Annotated in this window: 29 protein-coding genes; 20 read left to right on the forward strand and 9 right to left on the reverse strand. The window is 70.2% G+C overall.

Features of this window, described 5'->3' with window-relative positions; all coding sequences use genetic code 11:
* Positions 1-2 precede the first annotated feature (2 nt).
* Complete coding sequence (locus tag DY262_RS13190; protein WP_147326231.1) at positions 3-1,373, forward strand: hypothetical protein; 1,371 nt, start codon at positions 3-5, stop codon at positions 1,371-1,373.
* Positions 1,374-1,440: 67 nt separating this feature from the next.
* Here the strand turns inward: DY262_RS13190 and DY262_RS13195 are convergent, their stop codons facing one another.
* The 4 genes from DY262_RS13195 to DY262_RS13210 are packed head-to-tail and all read right to left on the reverse strand — an operon-like array spanning position 1,441 to position 6,107.
* A complete protein-coding gene (locus tag DY262_RS13195) occupies positions 1,441-2,688 on the reverse strand; it encodes a M20 family metallopeptidase (RefSeq protein WP_116959513.1) in 1,248 nt (415 codons plus the stop codon).
* Positions 2,689-2,690: 2 nt separating this feature from the next.
* Positions 2,691-4,472, reverse strand: coding sequence for a 2-oxo-4-hydroxy-4-carboxy-5-ureidoimidazoline decarboxylase (uraD, locus tag DY262_RS13200; RefSeq protein WP_116959514.1), 1,782 nt, complete (start codon positions 4,470-4,472; stop codon positions 2,691-2,693).
* Between the two features lie 4 nt (positions 4,473-4,476).
* Positions 4,477-5,424, reverse strand: coding sequence for an allantoinase PuuE (gene puuE / locus DY262_RS13205; protein ID WP_116959515.1), 948 nt, complete (start codon positions 5,422-5,424; stop codon positions 4,477-4,479).
* Positions 5,425-5,432: 8 nt separating this feature from the next.
* Positions 5,433-6,107 (reverse strand): GntR family transcriptional regulator, encoded by a 675-nt coding sequence (locus DY262_RS13210; protein ID WP_116959516.1) that lies wholly within the window; start codon positions 6,105-6,107, stop codon positions 5,433-5,435.
* 65 nt (positions 6,108-6,172) lie between these two features.
* Between DY262_RS13210 and uraH the strand changes: the two genes are divergently transcribed.
* Positions 6,173-6,526, forward strand: coding sequence for a hydroxyisourate hydrolase (gene uraH / locus DY262_RS13215; protein WP_116959517.1), 354 nt, complete (start codon positions 6,173-6,175; stop codon positions 6,524-6,526).
* An 86-nt stretch (positions 6,527-6,612) separates the two neighbouring features.
* On the opposite strand, the gene DY262_RS13220 is transcribed toward uraH, so the two are convergent.
* Positions 6,613-7,167 (reverse strand): hypothetical protein, encoded by a 555-nt coding sequence (locus tag DY262_RS13220; protein ID WP_245980973.1) that lies wholly within the window; start codon positions 7,165-7,167, stop codon positions 6,613-6,615.
* A 153-nt stretch (positions 7,168-7,320) separates the two neighbouring features.
* Here DY262_RS13220 and xdhC point away from each other — a divergent pair, with 153 nt between their 5' ends.
* The 7 genes from xdhC (at position 7,321) to DY262_RS13260 (ending at position 13,580) form a co-directional block, all read left to right on the forward strand.
* On the forward strand, positions 7,321-8,148 hold the full coding sequence (xdhC, locus tag DY262_RS13230; RefSeq protein ID WP_116959627.1) for a xanthine dehydrogenase accessory protein XdhC: 828 nt from the start codon (positions 7,321-7,323) through the stop codon (positions 8,146-8,148).
* Between the two features lie 141 nt (positions 8,149-8,289).
* Complete coding sequence (locus DY262_RS13235; protein WP_116959519.1) at positions 8,290-9,486, forward strand: urate hydroxylase PuuD; 1,197 nt, start codon at positions 8,290-8,292, stop codon at positions 9,484-9,486.
* Between the two features lie 98 nt (positions 9,487-9,584).
* Entirely contained in the window at positions 9,585-10,691 is a 1,107-nt protein-coding gene (locus DY262_RS13240; RefSeq protein ID WP_116959520.1) for an S-(hydroxymethyl)glutathione dehydrogenase/class III alcohol dehydrogenase, read from the forward strand.
* Positions 10,691-11,539, forward strand: coding sequence for an S-formylglutathione hydrolase (gene fghA, locus DY262_RS13245; RefSeq protein WP_116959521.1), 849 nt, complete (start codon positions 10,691-10,693; stop codon positions 11,537-11,539). Before DY262_RS13240 ends, fghA begins: the two co-directional genes overlap by 1 nt.
* Positions 11,540-11,542: 3 nt before the next feature.
* Positions 11,543-12,199 (forward strand): HAD family hydrolase, encoded by a 657-nt coding sequence (locus DY262_RS13250; RefSeq protein ID WP_116959522.1) that lies wholly within the window; start codon positions 11,543-11,545, stop codon positions 12,197-12,199.
* Between the two features lie 12 nt (positions 12,200-12,211).
* Complete coding sequence (locus DY262_RS13255; protein WP_116959523.1) at positions 12,212-12,592, forward strand: Rieske (2Fe-2S) protein; 381 nt, start codon at positions 12,212-12,214, stop codon at positions 12,590-12,592.
* Complete coding sequence (locus DY262_RS13260) at positions 12,540-13,580, forward strand: S49 family peptidase (protein WP_116959524.1); 1,041 nt, start codon at positions 12,540-12,542, stop codon at positions 13,578-13,580. Before DY262_RS13255 ends, DY262_RS13260 begins: the two co-directional genes overlap by 53 nt.
* On the opposite strand, the gene galE is transcribed toward DY262_RS13260, so the two are convergent.
* Positions 13,568-14,599, reverse strand: coding sequence for a UDP-glucose 4-epimerase GalE (galE, locus tag DY262_RS13265; protein ID WP_116959525.1), 1,032 nt, complete (start codon positions 14,597-14,599; stop codon positions 13,568-13,570). The two genes, DY262_RS13260 and galE, sit on opposite strands and share 13 nt — an antisense overlap.
* A gap of 8 nt (positions 14,600-14,607) precedes the next feature.
* Complete coding sequence (locus DY262_RS13270) at positions 14,608-16,038, reverse strand: mannose-1-phosphate guanylyltransferase/mannose-6-phosphate isomerase (RefSeq protein ID WP_116959526.1); 1,431 nt, start codon at positions 16,036-16,038, stop codon at positions 14,608-14,610.
* A gap of 121 nt (positions 16,039-16,159) precedes the next feature.
* On the opposite strand from DY262_RS13270, the gene galU reads away from it, so the two are divergent.
* Positions 16,160-17,047 (forward strand): UTP--glucose-1-phosphate uridylyltransferase GalU, encoded by an 888-nt coding sequence (gene galU, locus DY262_RS13275; RefSeq protein ID WP_116959527.1) that lies wholly within the window; start codon positions 16,160-16,162, stop codon positions 17,045-17,047.
* 14 nt (positions 17,048-17,061) lie between these two features.
* On the opposite strand, the gene DY262_RS13280 is transcribed toward galU, so the two are convergent.
* Both DY262_RS13280 and DY262_RS13285 read right to left on the reverse strand, forming a co-directional pair.
* Positions 17,062-17,835, reverse strand: a complete 774-nt coding sequence (locus tag DY262_RS13280; RefSeq protein WP_116959528.1) for an SAM-dependent methyltransferase — start codon at positions 17,833-17,835, stop codon at positions 17,062-17,064.
* Positions 17,832-18,431, reverse strand: a complete 600-nt coding sequence (locus DY262_RS13285; protein WP_116959529.1) for a Maf family nucleotide pyrophosphatase — start codon at positions 18,429-18,431, stop codon at positions 17,832-17,834. The genes DY262_RS13280 and DY262_RS13285 overlap by 4 nt, the downstream gene beginning before the upstream one ends.
* A 34-nt stretch (positions 18,432-18,465) precedes the next feature.
* On the opposite strand from DY262_RS13285, the gene DY262_RS13290 reads away from it, so the two are divergent.
* The 10 genes from DY262_RS13290 (at position 18,466) to rpoE (ending at position 26,047) form a co-directional block, all read left to right on the forward strand.
* Positions 18,466-19,032: a YceD family protein gene (locus tag DY262_RS13290; protein ID WP_116959530.1), complete on the forward strand. Its 567-nt coding sequence runs from the start codon at positions 18,466-18,468 to the stop codon at positions 19,030-19,032.
* A gap of 150 nt (positions 19,033-19,182) precedes the next feature.
* Entirely contained in the window at positions 19,183-19,365 is a 183-nt protein-coding gene (gene rpmF / locus DY262_RS13295) for a 50S ribosomal protein L32 (RefSeq protein ID WP_009518787.1), read from the forward strand.
* A 128-nt stretch (positions 19,366-19,493) separates the two neighbouring features.
* Positions 19,494-20,555 (forward strand): phosphate acyltransferase PlsX, encoded by a 1,062-nt coding sequence (plsX, locus tag DY262_RS13300; protein ID WP_116959531.1) that lies wholly within the window; start codon positions 19,494-19,496, stop codon positions 20,553-20,555.
* Positions 20,556-20,564: 9 nt separating this feature from the next.
* On the forward strand, positions 20,565-21,542 hold the full coding sequence (locus DY262_RS13305) for a beta-ketoacyl-ACP synthase III (RefSeq protein ID WP_116959532.1): 978 nt from the start codon (positions 20,565-20,567) through the stop codon (positions 21,540-21,542).
* Between the two features lie 46 nt (positions 21,543-21,588).
* Positions 21,589-22,539, forward strand: a complete 951-nt coding sequence (fabD, locus tag DY262_RS13310; RefSeq protein ID WP_116959533.1) for an ACP S-malonyltransferase — start codon at positions 21,589-21,591, stop codon at positions 22,537-22,539.
* Positions 22,540-22,568: 29 nt separating this feature from the next.
* Positions 22,569-23,330 carry a 3-oxoacyl-ACP reductase FabG gene (gene fabG / locus DY262_RS13315; RefSeq protein ID WP_070397518.1) on the forward strand — a complete coding sequence of 254 codons (762 nt, stop codon included), beginning with the start codon at positions 22,569-22,571 and terminating at the stop codon, positions 23,328-23,330.
* A 75-nt stretch (positions 23,331-23,405) separates the two neighbouring features.
* Positions 23,406-23,645: an acyl carrier protein gene (gene acpP, locus DY262_RS13320; protein WP_070397519.1), complete on the forward strand. Its 240-nt coding sequence runs from the start codon at positions 23,406-23,408 to the stop codon at positions 23,643-23,645.
* Between the two features lie 7 nt (positions 23,646-23,652).
* The gene (gene fabF, locus DY262_RS13325) at positions 23,653-24,897 is read left to right on the forward strand and encodes a beta-ketoacyl-ACP synthase II (RefSeq protein WP_116959534.1); all 1,245 of its coding nucleotides are present in this window, start codon (positions 23,653-23,655) and stop codon (positions 24,895-24,897) included.
* 4 nt (positions 24,898-24,901) lie between these two features.
* Positions 24,902-25,351 (forward strand): hypothetical protein, encoded by a 450-nt coding sequence (locus DY262_RS13330; protein WP_147326232.1) that lies wholly within the window; start codon positions 24,902-24,904, stop codon positions 25,349-25,351.
* A gap of 54 nt (positions 25,352-25,405) precedes the next feature.
* A complete protein-coding gene (rpoE, locus tag DY262_RS13335; protein ID WP_070397522.1) occupies positions 25,406-26,047 on the forward strand; it encodes an RNA polymerase sigma factor RpoE in 642 nt (213 codons plus the stop codon).

Consider the following 26,047-nt stretch of genomic DNA (forward strand, 5'->3'; position numbering starts at 1 on the left):
GCATGCGCCCATTGATCCACCTGTTGCTGGCGAGCCTGGTCGCGGGCTGTGCCAACCGAAGCTACACCGAAGCGGAATTCAAGCGCCCGGCCCACGCCGAGTGCATCGCGGGGGACTGCCGCAACGGCACCGGGACCCTGCGCTACCTCGATGGCACCGAGGTCACCGGGGCGCGCGTCAACGGCGAGCAGACGGCCGGCACCTACCAGATCCGCTGGCCCTGCCAGCCGGACAGGACGCACGCCCTGACCTACGACGCGCAGAAGCGCCCGGTGTCGGGCACGATCATCCGTACCTGCATCAAGGACTCGCTGGCCATGAGCCAGGCGCCGCGCGTGGCCTCGTTCTCCGGGACCTTCTTCGCCGTGAACAATCCCTTCACCCGGGAAACCGTGTCCTCGTACAAGAGCGGTACCTACACCGACACGCGCGGCATCGTCTGGGAAGGCGAGTTCGACTACATCCCCATCCGCGACTCGGTGGAACTGCCCGGCTACGGCAAGACCTTTCTGCGCTCGGGCGCCTTCGTCTTCGTCGGCGCCAGGATCGACACCGAGCTGGACGAGGTGGTCCGCGGGCTGTTCATCAGCGAGCCGACCCGGCCCGAAGCGGACATCCGGCTGATCCGCGCCCGCCCTGACTACCTGGAAAGCCTGCGCTCCACCTTCGTGGCGGACCGCGCCGCCAATGCGGCGGAACTGGCCGAGGAACAGCGCGCCAGCCGGGAGGCCTTCAACACCGTCCTGAACGTCGCGGCCGGCGCCGCCATCGTTTATGGCAGCGCGCGTGCCATGGCCGCGGCCGACCGCGCGACGCTCGACTCGATGACGGGACTGATCCGCGGCGGGCGCCCGCCCGCGGCACCCGGTGCGCGCACGCCCACGGTGGCGGCCGCAGGCCGTGCCCCCACGCCAGTCTCCGTGGCCGAGTTCCGCCGGCTTCAGGGGGCGGCCGACAACGCCGCCGCGGGCCGGCCCGCGAACGCGCCGTCGCGGCCGGCCGCGACGCCACAGGCCACGGCACCAGGGAACGCCACCACCCCGGCGGCGGGCCCCCGGAACGCCCAGGCGCCCGCGCAGAACGCCGGCGGTGGCCAGCGCGGCTACCCGGGCCTGCCCAAGGTGCGGACCGACCAGTGGGACAGCACGGTCACGGGCAAGAAGAACGCCGACGCCTGGTGCCCCAAGTGGACCAAGTCCATCCGCGACGGGTTTATTGGCAGCAAGAACGACTTCATCGGCATGGGGCCGTGCGGCTGCGAACTGGCGAAGAACTCGGTGTCCAACACCATGCCGGGTGTCTTCGTGGCGGAGTACTTCTGCAAGTTCGACTACACCTGGCGCCAGAACGTCCCGGACACCACCAGCCGGTAGGGATTGGTCGGCGGCGGGCCCGCCGGCGCGCCGCCGCCGGGTGCGGTCCCGCTGGTGAACGGCGCCCTCAGGCCCGCAGCAGGTCGTGCAGCGTGCGCGCGACGACCTTGGTGGCGCGGCGCAGGTCGTCCAGGCGCACGTGTTCGTCGGCGCGCTTGGCGTTGGACTCGCGCACGGTGCGCGGGCCGGCGCCGTAGATGACGCCGGGGATGCCGCGCTCGACGTAGAGGCGCACGTCGGTGTAGAGCGGCGTGCCGACGGCGGGGATGGGTTCACCGAAGACCTGCTCGCCATGCGTCTGCAGGGCCTTCACCAGGGCGGCATTGCCCGCCAGGGGCTTCATGGCGCGCGCCAGCAGCATGCGCTTGATCTCGACCCGCAGCGCCTTGCCGCCGCGCGGCGGGTCGAAGCTGGCCGCCGCTTGCGCGATGGTCTCGCGCAGCGCGGCCTCCACCTGCGCGGGGTCTTCTTCGGGGATCATGCGGCGGTCGAGCTTGAGCACCACCTTGCCCGGGATCACGTTGGTGTTGGTGCCGCCACTGATGAGGCCGACGTTGAGGTAGGGGTGGCTGATGCCCTCGACCTTGGAGCGCACCTGCAGGTAGTCGCGGTTGAGCGCGTACAGGGCATTCAGGATGTGGGTGGCGCCCTGCAGCGCGTCGGTGCCGCTGTCAGGGATGGCGGCGTGCGCCATTTCGCCCTGCACCGTCACCTCCAGCTGCAGGCAGCCGTTGTGCGCCACCACCACCTGGTAGCTGAAGCCGGCGGCGATCATCAGGTCGGGCTTGGTCAGGCCCTTGGCGAGCAGCCAGCCCGGACCCAGTTCGCCGCCGAATTCTTCGTCGTAGGTGAAATGCAGCTCCACGCCGCCCTTGAGTGGCGCGCCGAGCGATTCGAGCGCGCGCAGCGCGAAGGTGAAGCTGGAGAAGTCGCTCTTGCTCACGGCGGTGGCGCGGCCATACATCGCGCCGTCGACGATTTCGCCGCCGTAGGGGTCGTGGGTCCAGCCCTCTCCGGGGGGCACCACGTCGCCGTGCGCGTTCAGCGCGATGGTGGGGCCGCCTTCGCCGAATCGGCGGCGCACGATGAGGTTGGTGATGCTCTGCAGGCCGGCGGCCCTCACCTCGGCCTCGGGCACCGCGTGCTTCTCGGCGGCATAGCCCATGGGGGCCAGCAGCTCGGCGGTGCGCTCGGCGTGCGGCGCGTTGTTGCCGGGCGGCGAGTCGGTGGGCACGCGCACCAGTTCGCGCAGGAAGGCGAGCTGTTCGTCGAAGTGGGCGTCGATCCAGGCGTCGAGTTGGGTGTGGGCGGTCATGGTCAGGCGGTTTCTTTCGCGAGCTGCTCGAGGAGGTGGTCGAAGGCCAGCACGCTCAGTTCGATGTCGTCGCTGGTGCTGCTTTCCAGAGGGTTGTGGCTGATGCCGCTGTTTTCGCCGCGCACGAACAGCATGGCCTGCGGCATCACCTCGTGCAGCTTCATGGCGTCGTGGCCGGCGCCGCTGGGCATGCGGTGCACCGGCAGGCCCAGCGCGGCCACGGCCTTCTCCCAGCGGGCCTGCCAGTCGGGGTGGCTGGGGGCGGCGGACGCGGTCATGGTGCGCTCCAGGCGCTGGCCCAGGCCGCGGCGTTCACAAATGGCGCTGAGCTCGGCGAGCACGTCGCGCTCCAGCGCGTCGCGCTGGGCGTCGCTGGGCGCGCGCAGGTCGAGCGAGAACTGGCAGCGCCCGGGCACCACGTTGATGGAGCCACCGGGCACGTTGAGCAGGCCGATGGTGGCGACCGAGTCGCCGTCCTGGGCGGCGCGCCGCTCCATGTAGAGCGCGAGCTCGGCCACCGCGCAGGCGGCGTCGCGGCGGCGGTCCATGGGCGTGGTGCCGGCGTGGCTGGCCATGCCGATCACCTCGCCCATGTGGCGCACGCCGGCGTTGATGGAGGTGACCACGGCCAGGGGCAGGCCCATTTCGTTGAGCACCGGGCCCTGTTCGATGTGCACCTCGACGAAGCCCAGGTAGCGCGACGGGTCGCGGCGCAGCGCGCCGATGGCGTCCAGCGTGCCCGGCAGGCCGGCGGCGCGCATGGCGTCCTGCAGGCGCACGCCATCCGCATCGGTCTGGTCCATCCAGGCGGGGTTGAAGTCGCCGGTGAGCGCGCCCGAGCCCAGGAAGGTGGCCTTGTAGCGCTGGCCTTCCTCTTCCGAGAACGCCACGACCTCGACGCCGAAGGGCAGGCGCCGGCCGGCCCGGTGGAGGCGCTGCACGCAGGCCAGCGGCACGAAGATGCCGAGTCGCCCGTCGTACTTGCCGCCGTTGCGCACGGTGTCGAAGTGGCTGCCGGTGAGCAGGCGCTTCGCATCGGGCGTGGCGCCGTGGTACACGCCGACCACGTTGCCCACGGCGTCGATGGAGACCTCATCGAAGCCGCATTCGCGCATGCGCGCCATCAGCGCCTGCTGGCAGGCCTGGTGCGCGGCGGTGAGGTAGGTGACGGTGAGCTGGCCGCTCTCTTTGAACCCCGGGTCGCTGTGGCGCGCCAGGTCTTCGTGCCAGTCCCACACATGGTGGCCCAGCGCGGGTTCTGCGCCGAACTTGTCGGCCAGGCGAATCTCGGCGATGCGGTGGATATTGCGCAGGGCCTCTTCGCGCTCGAAGTCCACCGGGTTGTGCAGGCGGCGCTGGAAGGTGGCGATGATCTGCTGGCGCGTGAAGCCGCTGCCGCGCGGCCCGCGCACCGCCAGGATGAAGGGAAAACCGAAGCGCGCGTTGTAGTCGGCGTTGAGCCGCTGCAGCGCCTGGAACTCCTCGGGCGTGCAATGCGTGAGGCCGGCGCGGCTTTGCTCGCCCGTGCTTTCGCTGGTGAGGGTCTGGGCCACCATGGCCTTGCCGGCCAGTTCGGGGTGGGCGCGGATCAGCGCCAGCTGCTCGTCGCGCGTGGCCTGGGCCACCGCCTGCACCAGCGCCCACTTGAGCGCGGCCAGGCTGGCGAAGGGGCGCTGGGCCAAGGTGCGTTCCACCACCCAGGGCGAGTGTTCGTACAGGCCGTCGAGCAGGCGCAGGGCCTCGGCGGGCGCGGCGGCGTTGAAGGTGTCGAGCGTGAGGGCCATGGTGTCAGGCGGTGAGTGGGTGTTGGGCGCGCCAGTGGCGCGCGATGTCCAGGCGGCGCGCGACCCACACGCCGTCGTGCGACTGGACGTGGTCCAGGAAGCGCTGCAGCGCGGTGATGCGTCCGGGCCGGCCGAGCAGGCGGCAGTGCATGCCGACGCTCATCATCTTGGGCCGGTCCAGGCCGTTCGGGTCACCCTCGGCGTAGAGCGCGTCGAAGCTGTCCTTCATGTACTGGAAGAAGGGATCGGCGTGCGAATAGCCCTGCGGCAGCGCGAAGCGCATGTCGTTGCAGTCCAGGGTGTAGGGCACGATGAGCTGGTGCGCGTCGCTGCCGTCGCTCTTGCGCACCTTCATCCAGAAGGGCAGGTCGTCGCCGTAGTAGTCGCTGTCGTACTCGAAGCCACCGAAGTCGGCCACCAGGCGGCGCGTGTTCGGGCTGTCGCGCCCGGTGTACCAGCCCAGCGGGCGCTGGCCCGTCAGCTCCGTGAGGAGGCGCATGGCCTCGGCCATGTGGGCGCGTTCGGTGGCCTCGTCCACGTTCTGGTAGTGGATCCACTTGAGGCCGTGGCAGGCGATGTCGTGGCCAAGTTCGGTGAAGGCGGCGCAGACCTCGGGGTGGCGCTGCAGCGCCTGCGCCACGCCGAACACGGTGAGCGGCAGGCCGCGGCGCTCGAACTCGCGCAGCAGGCGCCAGACGCCGGCGCGCGAGCCGTACTCGTAGATGCCCTCCATGCTGATGTGCCGCGCGGGGTAGGCCGCGGGGTTGAACATCTCGGAGAGGAACTGCTCGGAGGCGGCGTCGCCGTGCAGCACGCTGTTCTCGCCGCCTTCCTCGTAATTGAGGACGAACTGCACGGCGATGCGCGCGCCGCCGGGCCAGCGGGCGTGCGGCACATCGCGGCCGTAGCCGATGAGGTCGCGCGGGTAGGGGGCGGTGGCGTCGTAGGTCATGGAGGCGCTCAGGACAGGGCGAGCGAGAGGTCGTTGGCGGGCCGGGGGCGGTCGAAGGCCAGGCTGGCCTCGACGTGCTGCAGGTGTTCTTCCATCAGGCGCACGGCCAGGGCCTCGTCGCGACCGGCCAGGGCCTTGACGATGGCGGCGTGCTCGTCGCACGAATCGGCGGCGGCCTCGCTGCTCTGGTACATGAGCGTGATGAGCGCGCAGCGCGAGATCAGGTCGCGCAGCAGGTCGGACAGCACGCGGTTGCCCATGAGCTCGGCCATGCGCACGTGGAAGTCGCCCAGCAGCTCGGTGCGGCCGGGCACGTCCTGCCGCAGCACGGCCTGGCGCTCCTGCGCCAGGTGCTCGCGCAGGGCGCGCAGGGTGGCCGGCGTGGCCTGGCGGACGAAGGCGCGGGTCATTTCCACCTCGAGCATGCGGCGCACGGCGAAGACCTGGCGGGCCTCGTCGGCCGAGGGCGTGGACACGAAGGCGCCGCGCGCGGGCTCCAGCCGGATGAGGCGGTTCTGGGAGAGTTGGAACAGGGCCTGCCTGACCAGGGTGCGCGAGACGCCGAAGTGATCGGCGAGTTTCTGCTCGGCGAGCTTGGTGCCTGGACGCAGCCGGTGTTCGACGATGGCGCGCGTGAGGGCGTCGACGATCTGGGCCGTGCTGGACGTTTCCATGCGCCGCATGATAGCCAGATTCGCGCCAAAGTGTATACACTTTCGGTCGACCAAATTCACAGGAGAACGCGGCCATGGGCTTGAGCACCCACGTACTGGACACGATGCACGGTTGCCCGGCGGCGGGCATGGCGGTGGCGCTCTATGCCACGCAGGGCGAGCAAGCGACGCTGATCAAGCGCTTCACGCTCAACGCGGACGGGCGCAACCCGGATGGCCCCTTGCTGGACAACGCCTCGCTGAAGGCGGGGACCTATCGGCTGGTGTTCGATGTGAAGGGCTACTTCGACGCCCGCGGCGTGGACCTGCCGGAGCCCCGCTTCCTGGACCGCGTGGCGCTGGATTTCGGCGTGGCGAGGGTGGACCAGCACTACCACGTGCCGCTGCTGGTGAGCCCCTGGGCCTACTCCACCTACCGCGGCAGCTGAGCCGCCGTGCCAGCCGCAGGGCCGGCGTGCCGCCAACAAGAAGGCCCGCACGAAGCGGGCCTTGAAAACGTCTCAAACCACGGAGATCACTTGTTGCGCTGTCCCTCGGTCAGCGTGTCGAGTTGGAAGTTGCCGCTCTTGTCCCAGAGCCACACGTCGGTGTAGGTGACGCGACCCATGCGCACCGGCGCCGGGAAAGGCGCCGCGGCGCGCACCGTGCGCTCGATCTCGCGCATCACGTCGGGCGCATGGCTGGGCGCCCGCATCCAGCTCACCTGGCGGACCTCGCCGATGTCGTCCACCTCGACCTGCAGCACGCCCACGGCGTGCAGCAGCGGCGGCAGCTGGCCCTTGTAGATGCGGTGGCCGTTGCGGGCGTAGATGTGGCGCGCGCCGTCCTTGCGGTAGTCGGTTGCCGAGGCGGCTTGCGAGATGAACTTGGGGGTGGGGCGCTGGCTCACGGGCGGTGGCGGCGGTGCGGGCACCGGCGCGGGTGGGGGGGGGGGGGGGGGGGGGGGGGGCAGTGGCGCCGCGCAGGCGGCCAGCAGGGCGGCAATCGTCAGGCCAGTCCAGCGCAGCGCGCGGGCCCGGGGGGCGTCGCAGCGGGCGGGGGCGGAGGGCTTGGTGTCTCGGGTGCTCATGCGTTTCTCTCAGCGGGGCCGGCCTCGCCATACCGCGGGGCCGATGGAGTGTATGTGCGAAATCGCACGCGGTGCCAATCACAACGGCCGATACTGGCGGCCCTTGGGTTTCTCTTACAGATCCATACAGCTTTGTCGACAGGGACGCCACACATGGCGGGTGAGTTGCAGACCTTCCTTCGCCGCTTGCGCGACGAGCCCGCCGTGCTGGTGACGGTGCGCGCCTCACGCGGTTCGGTGCCCCGCGAGGCCGGCACCTGGATGGCGGTGTTTCGCAACGACACCATCGACACCATCGGCGGCGGACACCTGGAATGGGACGCGATGCGCCGCGCGCGCGAGATGCTGGTGCGACGCGCGGTCCAGCCATCCGTGCAGTCGGTCACGCTTGGCCCCAGTCTGGGCCAGTGCTGCGGCGGGGCACTGGAACTTTCGTATCAACCCGTCGGCGCCGCCGACGCGCCGGCGCTGCGCGAGCGCCTGGGCACGGCCCTGCGGCCGGTGGCGCTGTTCGGCGGTGGGCACGTGGGCCGAGCGCTGGTGCGCGCGCTTGCGCCACTGCCCTTCGCCATCACCTGGATCGACAGCCGCGACGAGGTCTTTCCCGACCCGCTGCCCGAGGGCGTGGCGGCCGAGCACTCCGACCCGGTGCAGGCCGCCGTGCCGGCGCTGGCCAGCGGCTCGCTGGTGCTGGTCATGAGCTTTTCGCACGCCGAGGACCTGGACATCGTGGCGGCCTGCCTGCGCCGCCTGCGCGAACGCGACGATCTCGGCTTCATCGGCCTCATCGGCAGCCGCACCAAGTGGGCCACCTTCCGCCACCGGCTCACGGAGCGCGGCTTCAGCGAAGAAGAGCTGGCGCGCGTGACCTGCCCGATCGGCCTGCCCGGCATCACCGGCAAGGCACCGGCCGTGATCGCGGCGGCGGTGGTGGCGCAGTTGTTGCTGCTGACGCCGAAGACCTCCGCGAGCGGTGTTTGAGCCGCTACACTGCGGGCCTTCTGTGGTCGCAGCGGAGCCGGTGCAACGCACCGTGTATCGCGGCCCTCGGTCGGCTCAGAGCGCCCGCGGTGGTGAGTCGAAACGCCGGATGGCCCAAAACCATCCCTTGAACGAGGTGCCATGGAAACCTACCTGCTCGACTGGGCCAACCTGCTGTTGCGCTGGCTGCACGTCATCGTCGCCATCGCCTGGATCGGCTCTTCCTTCTATTTCGTTTTCCTCGACAGCAGCCTCACGCCGCCCGAGGACGAGGCGCTGCGCCGCGACGGCGCCACCGGCGAGCTGTGGGCCGTGCACGGCGGCGGCTTCTACCACCCGGTGAAATACGCGGTCTCGCCGCCGCAGTTGCCGGGCCACCTGCACTGGTTCTTCTGGGAAAGCTACTCCACCTGGCTCTCGGGCTTTGCGCTGTTCCTGGTGTCCTATCTGTGGAGCCCCAAGGTCTACCTGATCGACCCGCAGGTCTTCGACTGGTCGCCGGCCGCGGCCATCGCCACCGCGCTGGCCTTCCTGGTGGTGTTCTGGCTGGCCTACGACACCATTTGCCGCACCCTGGGGCAGACCAAGAACGGCGACGCCAAGGTGGGCGCGGCCGTGGCCGTGCTGGTGGCGGTGGCCGCGCTGCTGGCCACCTCGCTGTTCGCGGGGCGCGCGGCCTTCCTGCTGGTGGGCGCCATGATCGCCACGGCCATGAGCGCCAACGTGTTCTTCTGGATCATCCCGGGCCAGCGCAAGGTGGTGGCCGCGCTCAAGGCCGGCCAGCCGGTGGACCCCATCCATGGCCAGCGCGGCAAGCAGCGCAGCGTGCACAACACCTACTTCACGCTGCCGGTGCTGTTCGCCATGCTGAGCAACCACTACAGCTTCACCTACGCGAACCCGCACAACGGCTGGGTGCTGATCGCCATGATGGCCGCGGGCGCGGCGATCCGGCAGTTCTTCGTGCTGCGCCACGGCTTCAAGCTGGGCCGCAACCCGCACCCCTGGAAGTACGCGCTGGCGGGCGTGGTGGTGTTGATCGGCGTGATCGTCTGGCTCAAGCCCGCACCGGCCGCGCCGGCGGCCTCGCGGCCGGCGGTGAGCGCGGCCCGGGTGCAGGCCGTGGTGGCGCAGCGCTGCGTGATGTGCCACGGCGAGGCCCTGCAGTCCAAGGGCGTTCGGCTGGACAGCCCGGCCGAACTCCAGCGCCACGCGCAGGCGGTGTACCAGCAGGCCGTGGTCACCAAGGTGATGCCCATCAACAACGCCACCGGCATCACCGACGAGGAGCGCGCGCTGATCGGCGACTGGTTCCGCGCCGGCGCGCCCGCCGACTGAGCCGACCGGGCGCATGCCCGGCGCCGGGCTCGGGCATGGGCAGGCGGGTTAACCTCGCGGGTGTTCCCCGCATCTTTGACACCCGAGAGAGACCCACCATGAAAACGCGCGCCGCCGTGGCCTGGAAGGCCGGAGCCCCCCTCACCATCGAAACCGTGGACCTGGAAGGGCCAAGGGCCGGCGAGGTGCTGGTCGAGATCAAGGCCACCGGCATCTGTCACACCGATTACTACACGCTCTCGGGTGCCGACCCCGAGGGTCTGTTCCCCGCCATCCTGGGCCATGAGGGCGCCGGCATCGTGGTCGACGTCGGTCCGGGCGTGACCACGCTCAAGAAGGGCGACCACGTCATCCCGCTCTACACGCCCGAATGCCGCCAGTGCAAGTTCTGCCTGAGCCGCAAGACCAACCTGTGCCAGCTCATCCGCGGCACGCAGGGCAAGGGCCTGATGCCCGACGCCACCAGCCGCTTCAGCCTCGACGGCAAGCCCATCCTGCACTACATGGGCACCAGCACCTTCGCGAACCACACGGTGGTGCCCGAGATCGCGCTGGCCAAGATCCGCCCCGACGCGCCCTTCGACAAGGTCTGCTACATCGGCTGCGGCGTCACCACCGGCATCGGCGCGGTGCTGTTCACGGCCAAGGTGGAGGCGGGCGCCAACGTGGTGGTCTTCGGCCTCGGCGGCATCGGCCTCAACGTGATCCAGGGCGCCAAGATGGTGGGCGCCGACAAAATCATCGGCATCGACCTCAACCCCGAGCGCGAGGCCATGGCGAGGAAGTTCGGCATGACCCACTTCCTCAATCCCAAGGACCATCAGAACATCGTCGACGCCATCGTGCAGCTCACCGACGGCGGCGCGGACTACAGCTTCGAGTGCATCGGCAACACGAAGGTGATGCGCCAGGCCCTGGAGTGCACGCACAAGGGCTGGGGTCGCAGCATCATCATCGGCGTGGCCGAGGCGGGCGCGGAGATCAGCACGCGGCCCTTCCAGCTCGTCACCGGCCGCAAGTGGGAGGGCTCGGCCTTCGGCGGCGCGCGCGGGCGCACCGACGTGCCCAAGATCGTCGACTGGTACATGGACGGCAAGATCAACATCGACGATCTGATCACGCACAAGCTCAAGCTGGAGGACATCAACGAGGGCTTCGCGTTGATGAAGCGCGGCGAGTCGATCCGCTCGGTGGTGGAGTTCTGATGGCCGTGGAGACGCTGAGCGAGCACCGCTGCTTCGGCGGCGTGCAGGGCTTTTACCGGCACGAGTCGACCGCCATCGGCCTGCCCATGCGCTTCGGCGTGTTCCTGCCGCCGCAGGCGGCCAAGGGCCCGGTGCCGGTGCTCTTCTACCTCGCGGGCCTGACCTGCACCGAGGAAACCTTCGCCATCAAGGCCGGCGCGCAGCGCCTGGCGGCCAAGCTGGGCCTGGCCATCGTCACGCCCGACACCAGCCCGCGCGCCACCGGCATCGAGGGCGCCGACGCGGCCTGGGACTTCGGCCACGGCGCGGGCTTTTACCTCGACGCCAGCGAGGCGCCGTGGTCGCGCCACTTCCGCATGGAATGCTGGATCGTGGAGGAGCTGCGCGCGCTGGTGTTCGAGCGCTTCGCCCTGCGCCGCGACCGCGTGGGCGTGTTCGGCCACTCCATGGGCGGGCATGGCGCGCTCACGCTGGCGCTGCGCCACCCATCGCTGTTCCAGAGCGTATCGGCCTTTGCGCCGATCGCCGCGCCCACGCAATGCCCCTGGGGCGAGAAGGCGTTCACCGGCTACCTGGGCGAGGACCGCGCCCGCTGGGCGGAGCACGACGCCACCGAGCTCATCCAGGCGGGCAAGCGCTGCCCGCCGCTGCTGATCGACCAAGGCCGCGCCGACCAGTTCCTGGCGGCGCAGCTGCACCCGGACAAGCTGGAAGCGGCCTGCCGCGCCGCCGGCCAGCCGCTCACGCTGCGCTGGCACGAGGGCTACGACCACGGCTACTACTTCGTCCAGAGCGTGGTGGCCGATCACCTGCGGCACCACGCCAGGACCCTAGAAAAGCTGGGCTGAGCCATGGTCCGCCGCTACGACCTCATCGCCTTCGACTGGGACGGCACGCTCTACGACTCCACGGCCGTCATCGCGCAGAGCATCCAGCGCGCCGTGGCCGACGTGGGCGGCACCGTGCCCACGCGCGAGCAGGCCAGCTACGTCATCGGCATGGGCCTGATGCAGGCCCTGGCGCACGCCGCGCCCGACGTGCCACCCGACCTGTACCCGCGCCTGGGCGAGCGCTACCGCCACCACTACCTGGCCAGCCAGAACGACCTCAGCCTGTTCGACGGTGTGCTGCCGCTGTTGCAGGCGCTCAAGGAACGGCACCATTGGCTGGCCGTGGCCACCGGCAAGAGCCGGCGCGGGCTCGACGAGGTGCTTCGCACGGTGGAGCTGAGCGGCGTGTTCGACGGTTCTCGCACGGCCGATGAAACGGCCGGCAAGCCCAGCCCGCTGATGCTGCACCAGCTGATGCGCGAGTTCGGCGTCGAGCCCGAGCGCACGCTGATGGTCGGCGACACCACGCACGACCTGCAGATGGCGGTGAACGCCGGTTGCGCGAGCGTGGGCGTGAGCTACGGCGCGCACGAGCCCGACGCCTTTCACGCCCTGGGGCCACGCTTCGTTGCGCACTCGGTGGCCGAACTGCACGGCTGGCTGCTCGAACACGCCTGAGGCCTGACCCGCATGGCGCCCGGACCCGCCGACGACCTGCACCCGCTGTGCCACAGCCGCGACCTGGTCGATGGCGGCCAGGGCGTGTCCTTCGACGTCAACTACGCGGGGCAGACCTGCCGGGCCTTCGCCATCCGCTACCAGGGGCGTGCCCACGCCTACCTGAACCGCTGCACCCACGTGGCCATGGAGCTGGACTGGCGTCCCGACCATTTCTTCGACGACAGCGCGCGCTGGCTGCTGTGTGCCACGCACGGCGCGGTGTACGCGCCCGACACCGGCGAATGCCGCGGTGGGCCCTGCCGGGGCGGCCTGTTCCGGATCGAACTGGTGGAGCTCGATGGCGTGGTGCACTGGCGCTCCCAGTACCATCTCAAACCCGTGGAATTCTGAAAGCGAGCCCGTCGTGAACGAGGACTTCAACACCGCCGCCACCCCTCGCCCCGCCGGCGTGTCCTGGGAGCGCGAGGCCATCGAAAAGCTGCTGTTCGCCCAGCTCAGGGAGCAGCGCGCCGCGCGCCGCTGGAAGCTGTTCTTCCGCTTCGCCTGGCTGCTGGTGATCGGCGCCATCGTCTGGCTGGCCGTCAAGGCCGAGCACATGGCGGGCTCGCAGCCCAGCACGCCGCACACCGCGGTGATCGAAATCGAAGGCACCATCGGTGCCGGCGCCCAGGCCAGCGCCGAGAACGTGCTGCCCGCGCTGCGCCAGGCCTTCGAGGACCACGGTGCCCAGGGCATCGTGCTGCTCATCAACTCACCGGGCGGCAGTCCGGTGCAGGCCGGCATCATCAACGACGAGATCCGCCGCTTGAAGGGCCTGCACGACAAGAAGGTCTATGCCGTGGTGGAGGAAACCTGCGCCTCGGCGGCCTACTACATCGCGGCGGCGGCCGACGACATTTATGTCGACAAGGCCAGCCTGGTGGGCAGCATCGGCGTGCTGATGGACGGCTTCGGCTTCACGGGCCTGATGGACAAGCTGGGCGTGGAGCGGCGCCTGATGGTGGCGGGCCGCAACAAGGCCATGCTCGACCCCTTCAGCCCGCAGGACGAGCAGCAGAAGGCCTACCTGCAGGCCATGCTCGACGAGATCCACCTGCAGTTCATCGAGGTGGTGAAGCAGGGCCGCGGCAAGCGCCTGAAGGAAGACGCCGACACCTTCACCGGCCTGGTGTGGAGCGGCCAGCAGGCCGTGAACCACGGCCTGGCCGACGGCCTGGGCAACCTCGACTACGTGGCACGCGAGGTGATCAAGGCCGAGGAGGTGGTGGACTACACCCAGCGCGAGAACCTGGGCCTGCGCCTGGCGCGCCAGTTCGGCGCGAGCTTCGGCGAAGGGGCGTTCAAGGCGGCGCAGTCCGCCGGCATTCAGCTGCGGTAACCGTTCGGGTTCTCGCGCTGCCAGCGCCAGGCGTCGGCGCACATTTCATCGAGCGTGTGGCGCGATTGCCAGCCCAGCAGCTGGCGCGCCAGCGAGGGGTCGGCCCAGCACTGGGCCACGTCGCCCGCGCGGCGCGGGGTCACGCGGTAGGGCACGGCCCGCCCACTGGCCTTCTCGAAGGCGGCCACCACCTCGAGCACGCTGTGGCCGCGCCCGGTGCCCAGGTTCACGGTGAAGCTCTCGCCCCGGCCCAGCAGGGCCTGGATGGCGGCGACGTGGCCGCGCGCCAGGTCCATGACGTGGATGAAGTCGCGCACGCCGGTGCCGTCGGGTGTGGGGTAGTCGCCGCCGAAGACGTTGAGGTGCTCGCGCGCGCCCACGGCCACCTGGGCCACGAAGGGCATCAGGTTGTTGGGGATGCCGGCCGGGTCCTCGCCGATCAGGCCGCTCGGGTGCGCGCCCACGGGGTTGAAGTAGCGCAGGGCGCCGATGCGCCAGTGCGGCTGCGCGGTCTGCAGCGCCTGAAGCATGTCCTCGATGACCAGCTTGGTGTGGCCGTAGGGGTTGGTGTGGCTGCGCGCGAAGTCCTCGGTGATGGGCACGCGCACCGGGTCGCCATAGACCGTGGCGCTGCTGGAGAACACCAGCGTGGGCGGCTGCGACGGGTCTTCGGCGGCCACGGCCGACATGGCCTGCAGCAGACTGGTGGCGCCGCCCAGGTTGTTGCGGTAGTACTTCAGCGGATTGGCCACGCTCTCGCCCACGGCCTTGTCGCCCGCGAAGTGCACGACGCCCGCCGGGCGGTGGCGGCGCAGCACCTCGGTGAGCCAGGGCGTGTCCAGCACGTCGCCGCGCTCCAGCAGCAGGGCCTGCCCGGTGATGCGCTGCAGGCGCTCCATCACCACCGGGTGGCTGTTGGCAAAGTTGTCGAGCACGATGGGCGCGTAGCCGGCTTCGACCAGGGCCACGGCGGTGTGGCTGCCGATGTAGCCGGCGCCGCCGGTGAGCAGGATGTTCATGCGGGTGCTTATTGGGGTTTGGGCTCACGGCCGTAGACGTCTTCGAGTCGCACGATGTCGTCCTCGCCGAGGTAGGCGCCGGATTGCACCTCGATCATCTCCAGTTCCATCTTGCCGGGGTTGTGCAGGCGGTGCACCTCGCCGATGGGGATGTAGGTGGACTGGTTCTCCGACAGCAGGAACACCTCCTGCCCGCGCGTGACCTCGGCCGTGCCCTTGACCACGATCCAGTGCTCGGCGCGGTGGTGGTGCTTCTGCAGGCTCAGCGACGCACCGGGCTTGACGCCGATGCGCTTGACCTGGAAGCGCGCCCCCGTATCGATGCTGTCGTACCAGCCCCAGGGCCGCGCCACGCGGCGGTGCGCGGCGGCCTGCGGCACATCGCTCTTGGCGAGGTGGGCCACCACGTCCTTCACCTGCTCGGCGTGGTCGCGCTGGGCCACGAGCAGGGCGTCGGGCGTGTCGACGATGAGCAGGTCGTGCGTGCCCAGCGCCACCACGGGCCGGTGCGGCGCGTGGATGAAGGTGTTGGCCGCGCGCAGGGCATGGCCCTGGCCCTGCACGCGGTTGCCGTTGCCGTCGGCGGGCGCGAGGTCGGCCACGGCATTCCAGCTGCCCACGTCGCTCCACTGGCCCTGGAAGGGCACCACGGCCACGTCGTCGTGCGGCTCCATCACGGCGTAGTCGATGCTCTGCGAGCGGCAGGCCAGGAAAGGCTCGGCCGCCGGGCGCACGAAGCGGCAGCGGCCCACGGACTCTTCCTTGGGCGCGGCCATGGCCTGCTCGCAGGCGGCCCAGATGTCGTTCGCGTGGCGCTGCAGCGCGCCCTGCAGGGTGGCCGCGCTGGCCAGGAAGATGCCCGCGTTCCACAGCACGCCGCCTTGCAGCAGCAGCGCCTGCGCGGCCTCGGCGGCAGGCTTTTCGATGAATCGGGCCACGCCGCGGCTGCCATCGGGGCGCGGCTCGCCCTGGGCGATGTAGCCGTAGGCCGTGCTGGGGAAGGTGGGCATCACGCCGAAGGTGACGATGGCGCCGGCCTGCGCCGCGGCGACGCCTTGCCGCACGGTGTCGGCGAAGGCCACGGCGTCGGGGATGTGGTGGTCCGCCGGGCAGAACAGCAGCAGCTCGCTGCCGTCGCCATCGCGCAGGGCCTGCAGCGTGGCCAGTGCCATGGCGGCCGCGGTGTTGCGTGCGGCGGGCTCCAGCAACAGCGTGCCGCCCTGGCCGCCCGATTCGATGGCGTCGGCCACCAGGAAGCGGTGCTCGTCGGCGGCCACGCACAGGGGCGGCTGTCCGCTCCAGGCCACACGGTCCAAGGTAAGGCGAAGTAAAGATTTGTTGCCCACCAGCGGGACGAACTGCTTGGGAAAACTCTGGCGCGACAGGGGCCACAGGCGGGTGCCCGAGCCGCCACACAGGATGACGGGAGTGATCTGCATTCGTGTGTATCCGGGAAGACCGCGCGTGATGCTGCGGTGCAATGGCGTGCCGGGTCGCGGGCACGGGCCGTGGGTATTATGGTCAGCTTGTTTGTCAAATCGCTCGGGAGCAGTGCACGACATGACGACGATTCGTAAAGCCGTATTTCCCGTGGGTGGCCTGGGCACCCGGTTCCTGCCCGCCACCAAGGCCATTCCCAAGGAGATGCTGCCCGTGGTGGACAAGCCGCTGATGCAGTACGCCGTGGAAGAGGCTTACGCGGCCGGCATCCGCGAAATGATCTTCGTCACCGGCCGCAACAAGCGGGCCATCGAGGACCATTTCGACGTGGCATACGAACTGGAGACCGAGCTGGAGGCGGCGGGCAAGGGCGCGCTGCTCAATCTGGTGACGTCCATCAAGCCCGACGACATGGACTGCTTCTATGTGCGCCAGCCGCGCGCGCTGGGCCTGGGCCACGCGGTGCTGTGCGCCGAGCGCCTGGTCGGCGACGAGCCCTTCGCCGTGCTGCTGGCCGACGACCTGATGCTGGGCAAGGACCAGCTCAACGGCGGCGCTACCGTGCTGGCGCAGATGGTCAAGGCCTATGAACGCAGTCCGGGCACGGTGCTGGCCGTGCAGGACGTACCGCGCGCCGAGACCAAGCGCTACGGCGTGGTCGACGTGCACGGCGCGAACGCCGCGCTGGCCGAGGTCTTCGCCATGGTGGAAAAGCCCGCGCCGGAGAAGGCGCCGTCCACCCTGGCGGTGGCCGGACGCTACATCCTCACGCCGGCGGTGTTCGAGAGCATCCGCCAGCAGCCGCGCGGCGCCGGGGGCGAGATCCAGCTCACCGACGGCATCGCCGCGCTGATCGGCAAGGAGCGCGTGCAGGCCTACCGCTATGAAGGCCGGCGCTACGACTGCGGCAGCAAGGAAGGCTTTCTGGAGGCCACCATCGACCTCGCCCTGGCCAACCCCGAGCTGAGTGGCGCGGTGCGCGCGCACCTGCAGCGCGTGATGGGCTGAGGCCCGTCGCCCGTTCAGGGCCCGAAGAGAAACACGGCGGGCAGGTCCAGCGGCAGGTCGGCCGCCAGCGCGGGCTCGCGCCGCCAATCCGCCACGCGCGCGCTGCGGATGGCTTGCGTGGGCAGCGCCAGCCCGCAGGCCACGGCCAGGCGCGTGCCCGGCTGCAGGCTGTCGATCAGCGCGCGCAGCAGGGCCGCGTTGCGGTAGGGCGTCTCGATCAGGATCTGCGCCTGGCCGCTGCGTGTGGCCAGGGCGTCGAGTTCGCGCAGGCGCTTGGCGCGCGTGGGCGGGTCCTGCGCCACGTAGCCCACGAAGGCGAAGTGCTGGCCATTGAGCCCGCTGCCCGCGAGCGCGAGCATCAGCGACACCGGCCCCACCAGTGGGCACACCCGCAGGCCCAGGGCGTGCGCCGCGCGCACCACGCCGCTGCCGGGGTCGGCGATGGCGGGCATGCCGGCCTCGCTGAGCAGGCCGATGCCATGGCCCTGCAGCGCGGGCGCGAGCCAGTCGCGCGCCGCCCGGTCGTCCTGCGTGTGGTCGCCGCGCTTGTGCGTTTGCCGGGGCAATTCCAGGATGTGCTGTTCCTGCAGCGGCGCGGCCAGGCCCACGGCGGCGTCCACGCGCTTGAGGAAGGCGCGCGCGCTCTTGGCGTTCTCGGCGATCCAGTGCGTGAGCCGGCCGGCCACGGCCAGGGTCTCTCCCGGCAGCAGCGCCTCCAGCGGGTCCGTGGCCTCGGCCACGCCGAAGTCCAGCGGCGTGGGCACCAGGTAAAGCGCGCCCGGCGTCACGGCAGGCGCACGCCGGCGGCGCGCAGCATCTGGCAGGTGCGGATCAGCGGCAGCCCCACCAGGGCGGTGGGGTCGTCGCTGTCGATGCGCTCGAGCAGGGCGATGCCCAGGCCTTCGCTCTTGGCGCTGCCGGCGCAGTCGTAGGGCTGCTCGGCGAGCAGGTAGCGCTCGATCTCGCCGTCGTCCAGCTCGCGGAATGCCACGCGCACGGGCGCAATGTCCTGGCGCTCGAAGCCGCTGGCGCGGCAGACCACGGCCAGGGCGGTCTGGAAGACCACGGTCTGCCCGCGCATGCGGCGCAATTGCTGCACGGCGCGTTCGTGGGTGCCAGGTTTGCCCAGCGGCTCGCCGGCCAGATCGGCCACCTGGTCACTGCCGATGACCACGGCCTCGGGAAAGCGCTCGGCGACGGCGCGGGCCTTGGCCAGGGCCAGGCGCTGGGCGAGGGCGGCGGGTGCCTCGCCGGGCTGCGGCGTTTCGTCGACCTCGGGTGCGGCCACCTCGAACGGCAGGCCCAGGCGCTGCAGCAGCTCGCGCCGGTAGCGGGACGTCGATCCCAGGACCACGGCCCGGGCGGGGGAGGGGGTGTTGCTCATGGGCGTATTGTCGTGGCCTGCCTAGAATCGCCCGATGGCCAGCAAGCCCCCCGCTTCCGTTTTCAATCCGCAGCGCCTGGATGCGCTGCGCTTCGCCCAGGCCGGCGCCCGGCTCGAAGGCGATCCGCCGCTCACCGGTTTCGCGCGCCTCGCCAGCGACTTGCACCCGCCCGTCGACCCGAGCGAGCGCGTGCGCTGGCAGGCCCAGGGCGAGATGCGCGCCGGGCCGACCGGTGGTGCCCCGCAGGCCTGGCTGCACCTGGAGGCGCGCGCCCTCGTGCCCCTGACCTGCCAGCGCTGCCTGGCGCCGGTGCAGACCCCGGTGGAGGTGGACCGCTGGTTCCGCTTCGTGGCCGACGAGGCCACGGCCGAGGCGCTGGACGACGACAGCGAAGAGGACCTGCTCGCCCTGGAGCCGCGGCCCGGCCTGGTCGAGCTGGTCGAGGACGAGCTGATCCTGGCCCTGCCGCTGGTGCCCCTGCACGAGCGCTGCCCGCAGCCCCTGTTGGCGGCCGAGGAGCCCGCCGGTGGCGAAAAGGCGTCGGGCAGTGAGCGCCCGCACCCCTTCGCGGCGCTGGCCAAGCTCAAGGGCCGGCCGTGAGGGGGTCCCATCCGTATCCGGATAACTCGGGCTATAATGCTTGGCTTTGCGCCAGGGCGGGCCTGAAAGGCCGGGCAGCGTGCGGTTTCCACCCCGTGTCCCAGCCGATGACGCCCTCGAGTCCTCACCAACGCCTTCCAGGAGCCCAACATGGCTGTCCAGCAAAACAAGAAATCGCCCTCCAAGCGGGGCATGCACCGTTCGCACAACGCGCTGACCACCCCGGGCACCGCCGTCGAGCCCACCACGGGCGAAGTGCATCTGCGTCACCACATCAGCCCCAACGGCTTCTACCGCGGCCGCCAGGTGCTCAAGAACAAATCCGAAGCCTGATCCACGGGCTGCCTGCCGGGCGTGCGCGCGCGCGTCCGCTGGCCACGGAGACACGGGCCCGCATGCCGCATGCGGGCCTTTTTCATTAGAACGACGAGGTCGCCGCAAGCGTCCCGCAGGATGTCGAGATGATCACCATCGCCGTGGATTGCATGGGGGGAGACGTCGGGCCGGTCGTGACCATGCCCGCGGCCGAGGCCTTTCTGGCCGGCCACCCCCAGGCGCGCCTGCTGCTGGTGGGGCGCGCCGAGGACCTGCACGCCTGGTCCCGTCTCACGGGGCATGAGCGCTGCACCGTGGTGCCCGCCAGCGAGGTCGTGGACATGAGCGACCCGATCGAGGTCGCGCTGCGCCGCAAGAAGGACTCGTCCATGCGGGTGGCGGTCCAGCAGGTCAAGGACGGCCATGCGCAGGCCGCGGTCTCGGCCGGCAACACCGGTGCGCTGATGGCGATCTCGCGCTACCTGCTCAAGACGCTGGACGGCATCGAACGCCCCGCCATCGCCACCCAGATGCCCAATGCGCGCGGCGGCGCCACCACCGTGCTCGATCTCGGCGCCAACGTCGACTGCTCGGCCGAGCACCTGCTGCAGTTCGCGGTGATGGGCTCGGCCCTGGTGGCCGCCGTCACTGGGCGCGACGACCCCTCGGTGGGCCTGCTCAATGTCGGCGAGGAGGTCATCAAGGGCAGTGACGTGATCAAGCAGGCGGGTCAGTTGCTGCGCCACGCCGCCGCGGCGGGCGACCTGAACTTCCACGGCAATGTGGAGGGCAACGACATCTTCAAGGGCACCACCGACATCGTGGTGTGCGATGGCTTCGTGGGCAATGTGGCGCTCAAGGCGAGCGAGGGCGTGGCCTCGATGATCGGCGGCTTCATCCGCGAGGAGTTCACGCGCGGCCTGTGGCGCAAGCTGGCGGCCGTGGTGGCCATGCCGGTGCTCAACGCCATCCGCCAGCGAGCCGACCACCGCGTTTACAACGGCGCGGCCCTGCTGGGCCTGCAGGGCCTGGTGTTCAAGAGCCATGGCTCGGCCGACGCCTTCGCCTTCGAGCAAGCGCTGGCCCGCGCGTATGATGCCGCCTCCCGCGGCTTGCTGGACAACGTGAGACAACGCATTGCGCGTGCGCAGCCGCTGCTGTCGCCCGAGACGACCATCAGCGAGCGTGGCGGCATTCCGACCATCTGATTCCTCCGCATGAGCGCTTATTCCCGCATCACCGGCACGGGCAGCCATCTGCCGCCGCGCCGCCTGACCAACGACGACATGGTGGCCATGCTGGCGCCCAAGGGCATCGAGACCAGCGACCAGTGGATCATCGAGCGCACCGGCATCCGCGCGAGGCACTTCGCCGACGACGGCGTGTTCGCCAGCGACATGGGCGTGGCGGCGGCGCAGGCCGCGCTGGAAGCGGCCGGTCGCACGGCCAAGGACATCGACCTCATCATCGTCGCCACGTCCACGCCGGACATGGTGTTTCCGTCCACCGCCGCCATCGTCCAGCACAAGCTGGGCATCGCGGGCTGCCCGGCCTTCGACCTGCAGGCCGTGTGCAGCGGCTTCGTCTACGCCCTCACCGTGGCCGACGCGATGATCCGTGCCGGCACGGCGCGCAAGGCCCTGGTCATTGGCACCGAGGTGTTCTCGCGCCTGCTCGACTTCAACGACCGCACCACCTGCGTGCTGTTCGGCGACGGCGCGGGCGCCGTGGTGCTCGAGGCCTCCGACACGCCCGGCATCCTGGCGAGCGACCTGCACGCCGACGGCAAGCACGTGGGCATCCTGTGCGTGCCGGGGCACGTGTCGGGTGGGCAGGTCACGGGCCAGCCGCTGCTCAAAATGGATGGCCAGGCGGTGTTCCGGCTCGCGGTCACGGTGCTGGAGCGCGCCGCGCGCACCGTGCTGCACAAGGCCGGCCGCGTGGACACCGACATCGACTGGCTGATTCCTCATCAGGCCAACATCCGCATCATGCAGGGCACGGCGAAGAAGCTGCACCTGCCGCTGGACAAGCTCGTCGCCACCGTGGACGAACACGGCAACACCTCGGCGGCCTCCATACCGCTCGCGCTCGATCACGCGGTGCGCGGTGGCCGCGTGCGCCCGGGTGACACCGTGCTGCTCGAAGGGGTGGGTGGCGGCTTCACCTGGGGTGCGGTGCTGCTCGATTTTTGAACGAACGGACGGCGCCGCCGCGCGCCGTCGCAGACAGCTGAACAGAATGAAACCGTTTGCCTTTGTCTTTCCCGGCCAGGGGTCCCAGTCCGTGGGCATGCTCGACGCCTGGGGTGACCACCCCGCCGTCGTCGACACCCTGCGCGAGGCGTCGGACGCCTTGGGCGAGGACGTCGGCCGGCTCATCAAGGAAGGCCCCAAGGAGGCTTTGGGCCTGACGACCAACACCCAGCCCGTGATGCTGGTGGCCGGTGTCGCCGCCTGGCGCGCCTGGCGCGCCGAGGGCGGCGAGCTGCCCGCCGCCGTGGCCGGCCATTCGCTGGGCGAGTACAGCGCGCTGGTCGCCGCCGAGGTGCTCACGCTGGCCGACGCAGCGCCGTTGGTGCGCTTTCGCGCCGCGGCCATGCAAGAGGCGGTGCCCGTCGGTGTCGGGGCGATGGCCGCGATCCTGGGCATGGACGCCGAGCGTGTGAAGGCCGGCTGTGCCGAGGCGCAGGCCACCTTTGGCGCGGGCAGCGCCGAGGTGGTGGAGGCCGTGAACTTCAACGACCCGGCGCAAACCGTGATCGCGGGCAGCAAGGCCGCTGTCGACAAGGCCTGTGAGGTGCTCAAGGCCAACGGCGCCAAGCGCGCGCTGCCGCTGCCGGTGTCGGCGCCGTTCCACTCCAGCCTCATGAAGCCGGCCGCCGAGCGCCTGCGGGAGAAGCTGGCCGGCGTGGCGCTGGCGGTGCCGCGCTTCCCGCTCATCAACAACATCGACGTGGCGGTCGAGTCCGACGCCGACCGCATCCGTGACGCGCTGTACCGCCAGGCCTTCGGGCCGGTGCGCTGGGTCGAATGCGTGCAGGCCATGCAGGCGCGCGGCATTGGCACCCTGATCGAATGCGGCCCTGGCAAGGTGCTGGCCGGCATGACCAAACGCATCGACGCCAGCATCCAGGGCGCCGCCCTGTACGACCCGGCCACGCTGGCCGAGGCCAAGGCCCTGCTGGCCTGAACCCGCCCCCATTCCACAACGAGGTCGATATGACGGACGTGAAATTCGCGGGCCAGGTGGCCCTGGTCACCGGCGCCTCGCGCGGCATCGGCGCGGCCATCGCGCACGAGCTCGCGCAACAGGGGCTGATCGTCATCGGCACCGCCACCAGCGGCGATGGCGCGGCCAAGATCGACGCCGCGCTGAAGGCGGTGGGCGGGGCCGGCGCCGGCAGCCGCGGCGCGGTGCTCGACGTCAACGACGCCAAGGCCGCCGAAGCCCTCATCGACGAGATCGTCAAGGCGCACGGCGCGTTGCATGTCCTGGTCAACAACGCGGGCATCACGCGCGACATGCTGGCCATGCGCCTGAAGGACGAGGACTGGGACGCCGTGCTCGACACCAACCTCAAGGCCGTGTTCCGTCTCAGCCGCGCGGTCATCCGCCCCATGATGAAGCAGCGCTACGGCCGCATCATCAGCATCACCAGCGTCGTCGGCGCCTCGGGCAACCCGGGCCAGGCCAACTACGCCGCCGCCAAGGCCGGCCTGGCCGGCATGACGCGCGCGCTGGCGCGCGAGCTGGGCAGCCGCAACATCACCGTCAACTGCGTCGCGCCGGGCTTCATCGAGACCGACATGACCGCTTCGCTGCCCGAAGAGCAGCAGAAGGCACTGCTGTCCCAGATTCCCCTGGGCCACCTCGGCAAACCCGCCGACATCGCGCACGCCGTGGCCTTCGTGGCCAGCCCGCGCGCGGCCTACATCACTGGCCAGGAACTGCACGTCAACGGCGGCATGTTCATGGCCTGATGTCTCTCGGGGTCCCGGCCCCGTCCCCCCGGCTAAAATGCCGCCCTGCATTCCAACCCACCCTTTGAGGGACCTATGAGCGATATCGAAGCACGCGTCAAGAAAATCATTGCCGAACAACTCGGCGTGGAAGAAGGTCAGGTCACCAGCGAAAAAGCCTTCGTGGCCGACTTGGGCGCCGACTCGCTGGACACGGTGGAACTCGTGATGGCCCTCGAAGACGAGTTCGGCATCGAGATTCCCGACGAAGAAGCCGAGAAGATCACCACGGTGCAGCACGCCATCGATTACGCGCTGAAGCACCAGAAAGCCTGATCGCCCCATGAGCCGTCGTCGCGTCGTCGTGACCGGCCTGGGTTGCATCAGCCCCGTGGGCAACACGGTGGCCGACTCCTGGGCCAATCTGTTGGCCGGGCGCTCCGGCATCTCCACGATCACCAAGTTCGACCCGTCGAACTTCGCGTGCCGCATCGCGGGAGAGGTCAAGGGGTTCGAGCTGGAGTCCTACATGAGCGCCAAGGAGGCGCGCACGATGGACACCTTCATCCATTACGGCATCGCCGCGGCCCATCAGGCCGTGATCGATTCCGGCCTGCCCACGGGCGAGGCATTGGGTGAAGAGGCCGCCACGCGTGTCGGCTGCATCATCGGCTCGGGCATCGGTGGCCTGCCGCTGATCGAAGAAACCCACACCGAGCTGACCAACCGCGGGCCCCGCCGCATCTCGCCGTTCTTCGTGCCGGCCTCGATCATCAACATGATCTCGGGCCACGTATCGATGCGCTTCGGCTTCAAGGGCCCCAACATCGCCATCGTGACGGCCTGCACCACAGGCCTGCACAGCATTGGCGAGGCGGCCCGCAAGATCGAGTACGGCGACGCCGACGTGATGGTGGCGGGCGGCTCGGAGGCCACGGTGTCGCCACTGGGCGTGGGCGGCTTTGCCGCGATGCGCGCCCTGTCGACGCGCAACGACGACCCCACCGCCGCCTCGCGTCCCTGGGACAAGGACCGCGACGGCTTCGTGCTCGGTGAGGGCGCGGGCGTCATGGTGCTCGAAGAGTACGAACACGCCAAGGCGCGCGGCGCGAAGATCTACGCCGAGGTGGCGGGCTACGGCATGAGCGCCGACGCCGGCCACATGACCGCACCCAACATGGACGGCCCGCGCCGCGCCATGCTGAACGCCCTGCGCAATGCCGGCGTGAACGCCGACGAGGTCGACTACCTCAACGCACACGGCACTTCCACGCCGCTGGGTGACATCAACGAGTCGAACGCCATCAAGGCCGCGCTGGGCGACCACGCCAAGCGCATGGTCGTGAGCTCCACCAAGTCCATGACCGGGCACCTGCTCGGTGGCGCCGGTGGCATCGAGAGCGTCTTCACGGTGATGGCCATCCACCAGCAGCAGATCCCGCCGACGATCAACATCGTCAACCAGGATCCCGAGTGCGATCTCGACTATTGCGCCAACACGGCGCGCGACCGCCAGGTGAACGTGGCGCTGAAGAACAACTTCGGCTTCGGCGGCACCAACGGCACCCTGGTGTTCAAGCGGGTCTGATCGTTTGACCACCCGGCCCGGCGCCCCATCGGTTGCCTATCCGGTGGGGCGTTGCCGTTTCTGGGGGCTGTCCCTGGCGGTCCTGGCGCTGGCCGTGGCCCTCCTGGTGGCCTGGATGGCGGCGTCCCTGGCGCTGAGTACCTGGCTGGCACTGGCCGTGGCGGGCCTGGCCTGGATGGGCTGGGCCGCAAGCATGGAGCGCCGCCCGGTCGCGGGCGTGCTGCGCTTCAGCGGTGCGCCGGGGCAGGGTGCGGCCTGGCGCTGGTCGCCGGACGGCTCGGGCGACGGCCTCGCGCTCGACGCGGTGCGGGTGGCGCTGGACCTGCAAAGCCGCGTGCTGTTGCACCTGAGGGGTGCCGCCGGCGCGCCGGCCTGGGTGTGGGTGGAGCGCGACCGGGCGCCCGCCGACTGGCTGGCGCTGCGCCGCGCCCTGGTGTCCGATCGGCCGGTTTGACGCCCCGTCCGCGCCCCTGGAGACGGTGGGGGCATGGGGTATAGTCCCGCGCGCATGACAACGGAAGACCACACCGCTCCGCCGCCGCCCGACAGCGACGTCATGCTGGTGCAACGCACCCTGGCCGGCGAGCGCCGCGCCTACGATCTGCTGGTCCTGAAATACCAACGGCGCGTCGAACGCCTCATCGGACGCATGGTGCGCGACAGCGACCTGGTCCAGGACATCGCCCAGGAAACCTTCATCCGCGCCTACCGCGCCCTGGCCCAGTTCCGGGGCGATGCCCAGTTCTACACCTGGCTGTACCGCATCGCCGTCAATACGGCGAAGAAGCAGCTGATGGAACTGAAACGCGATCCGCTGGTCTTCCAATCGCAGCTCAAGGGGGGGGAGGACGATGAAACTTCCGCTCCGGAGCGCGAACTAAACGCCAACGTAGCCGACACCGAGACGCCCGAGGCGGTGCTGGCCAGCAAGGAAATCGCCAACGCGGTCAACGCCGCGATGGAGGCCTTGCCCGAGGAACTGCGCATGGCCATCACCCTGCGCGAAATCGAGGGCCTGAGTTACGAAGAGATCGCCCAAGCACTCGAATGCCCCATTGGCACCGTGCGTTCCCGCATCTTCCGGGCGCGCGAAGCCATTTCGGCCCGCATCAAGCCCTTGCTCGACCGGCAGTCGGGCAAGCGCTGGTGA

It is taken from the genome of Hydrogenophaga borbori, assembly GCF_003417535.1.
Taxonomy (GTDB): Bacteria; Pseudomonadota; Gammaproteobacteria; order Burkholderiales; family Burkholderiaceae_C; genus Hydrogenophaga; species Hydrogenophaga borbori.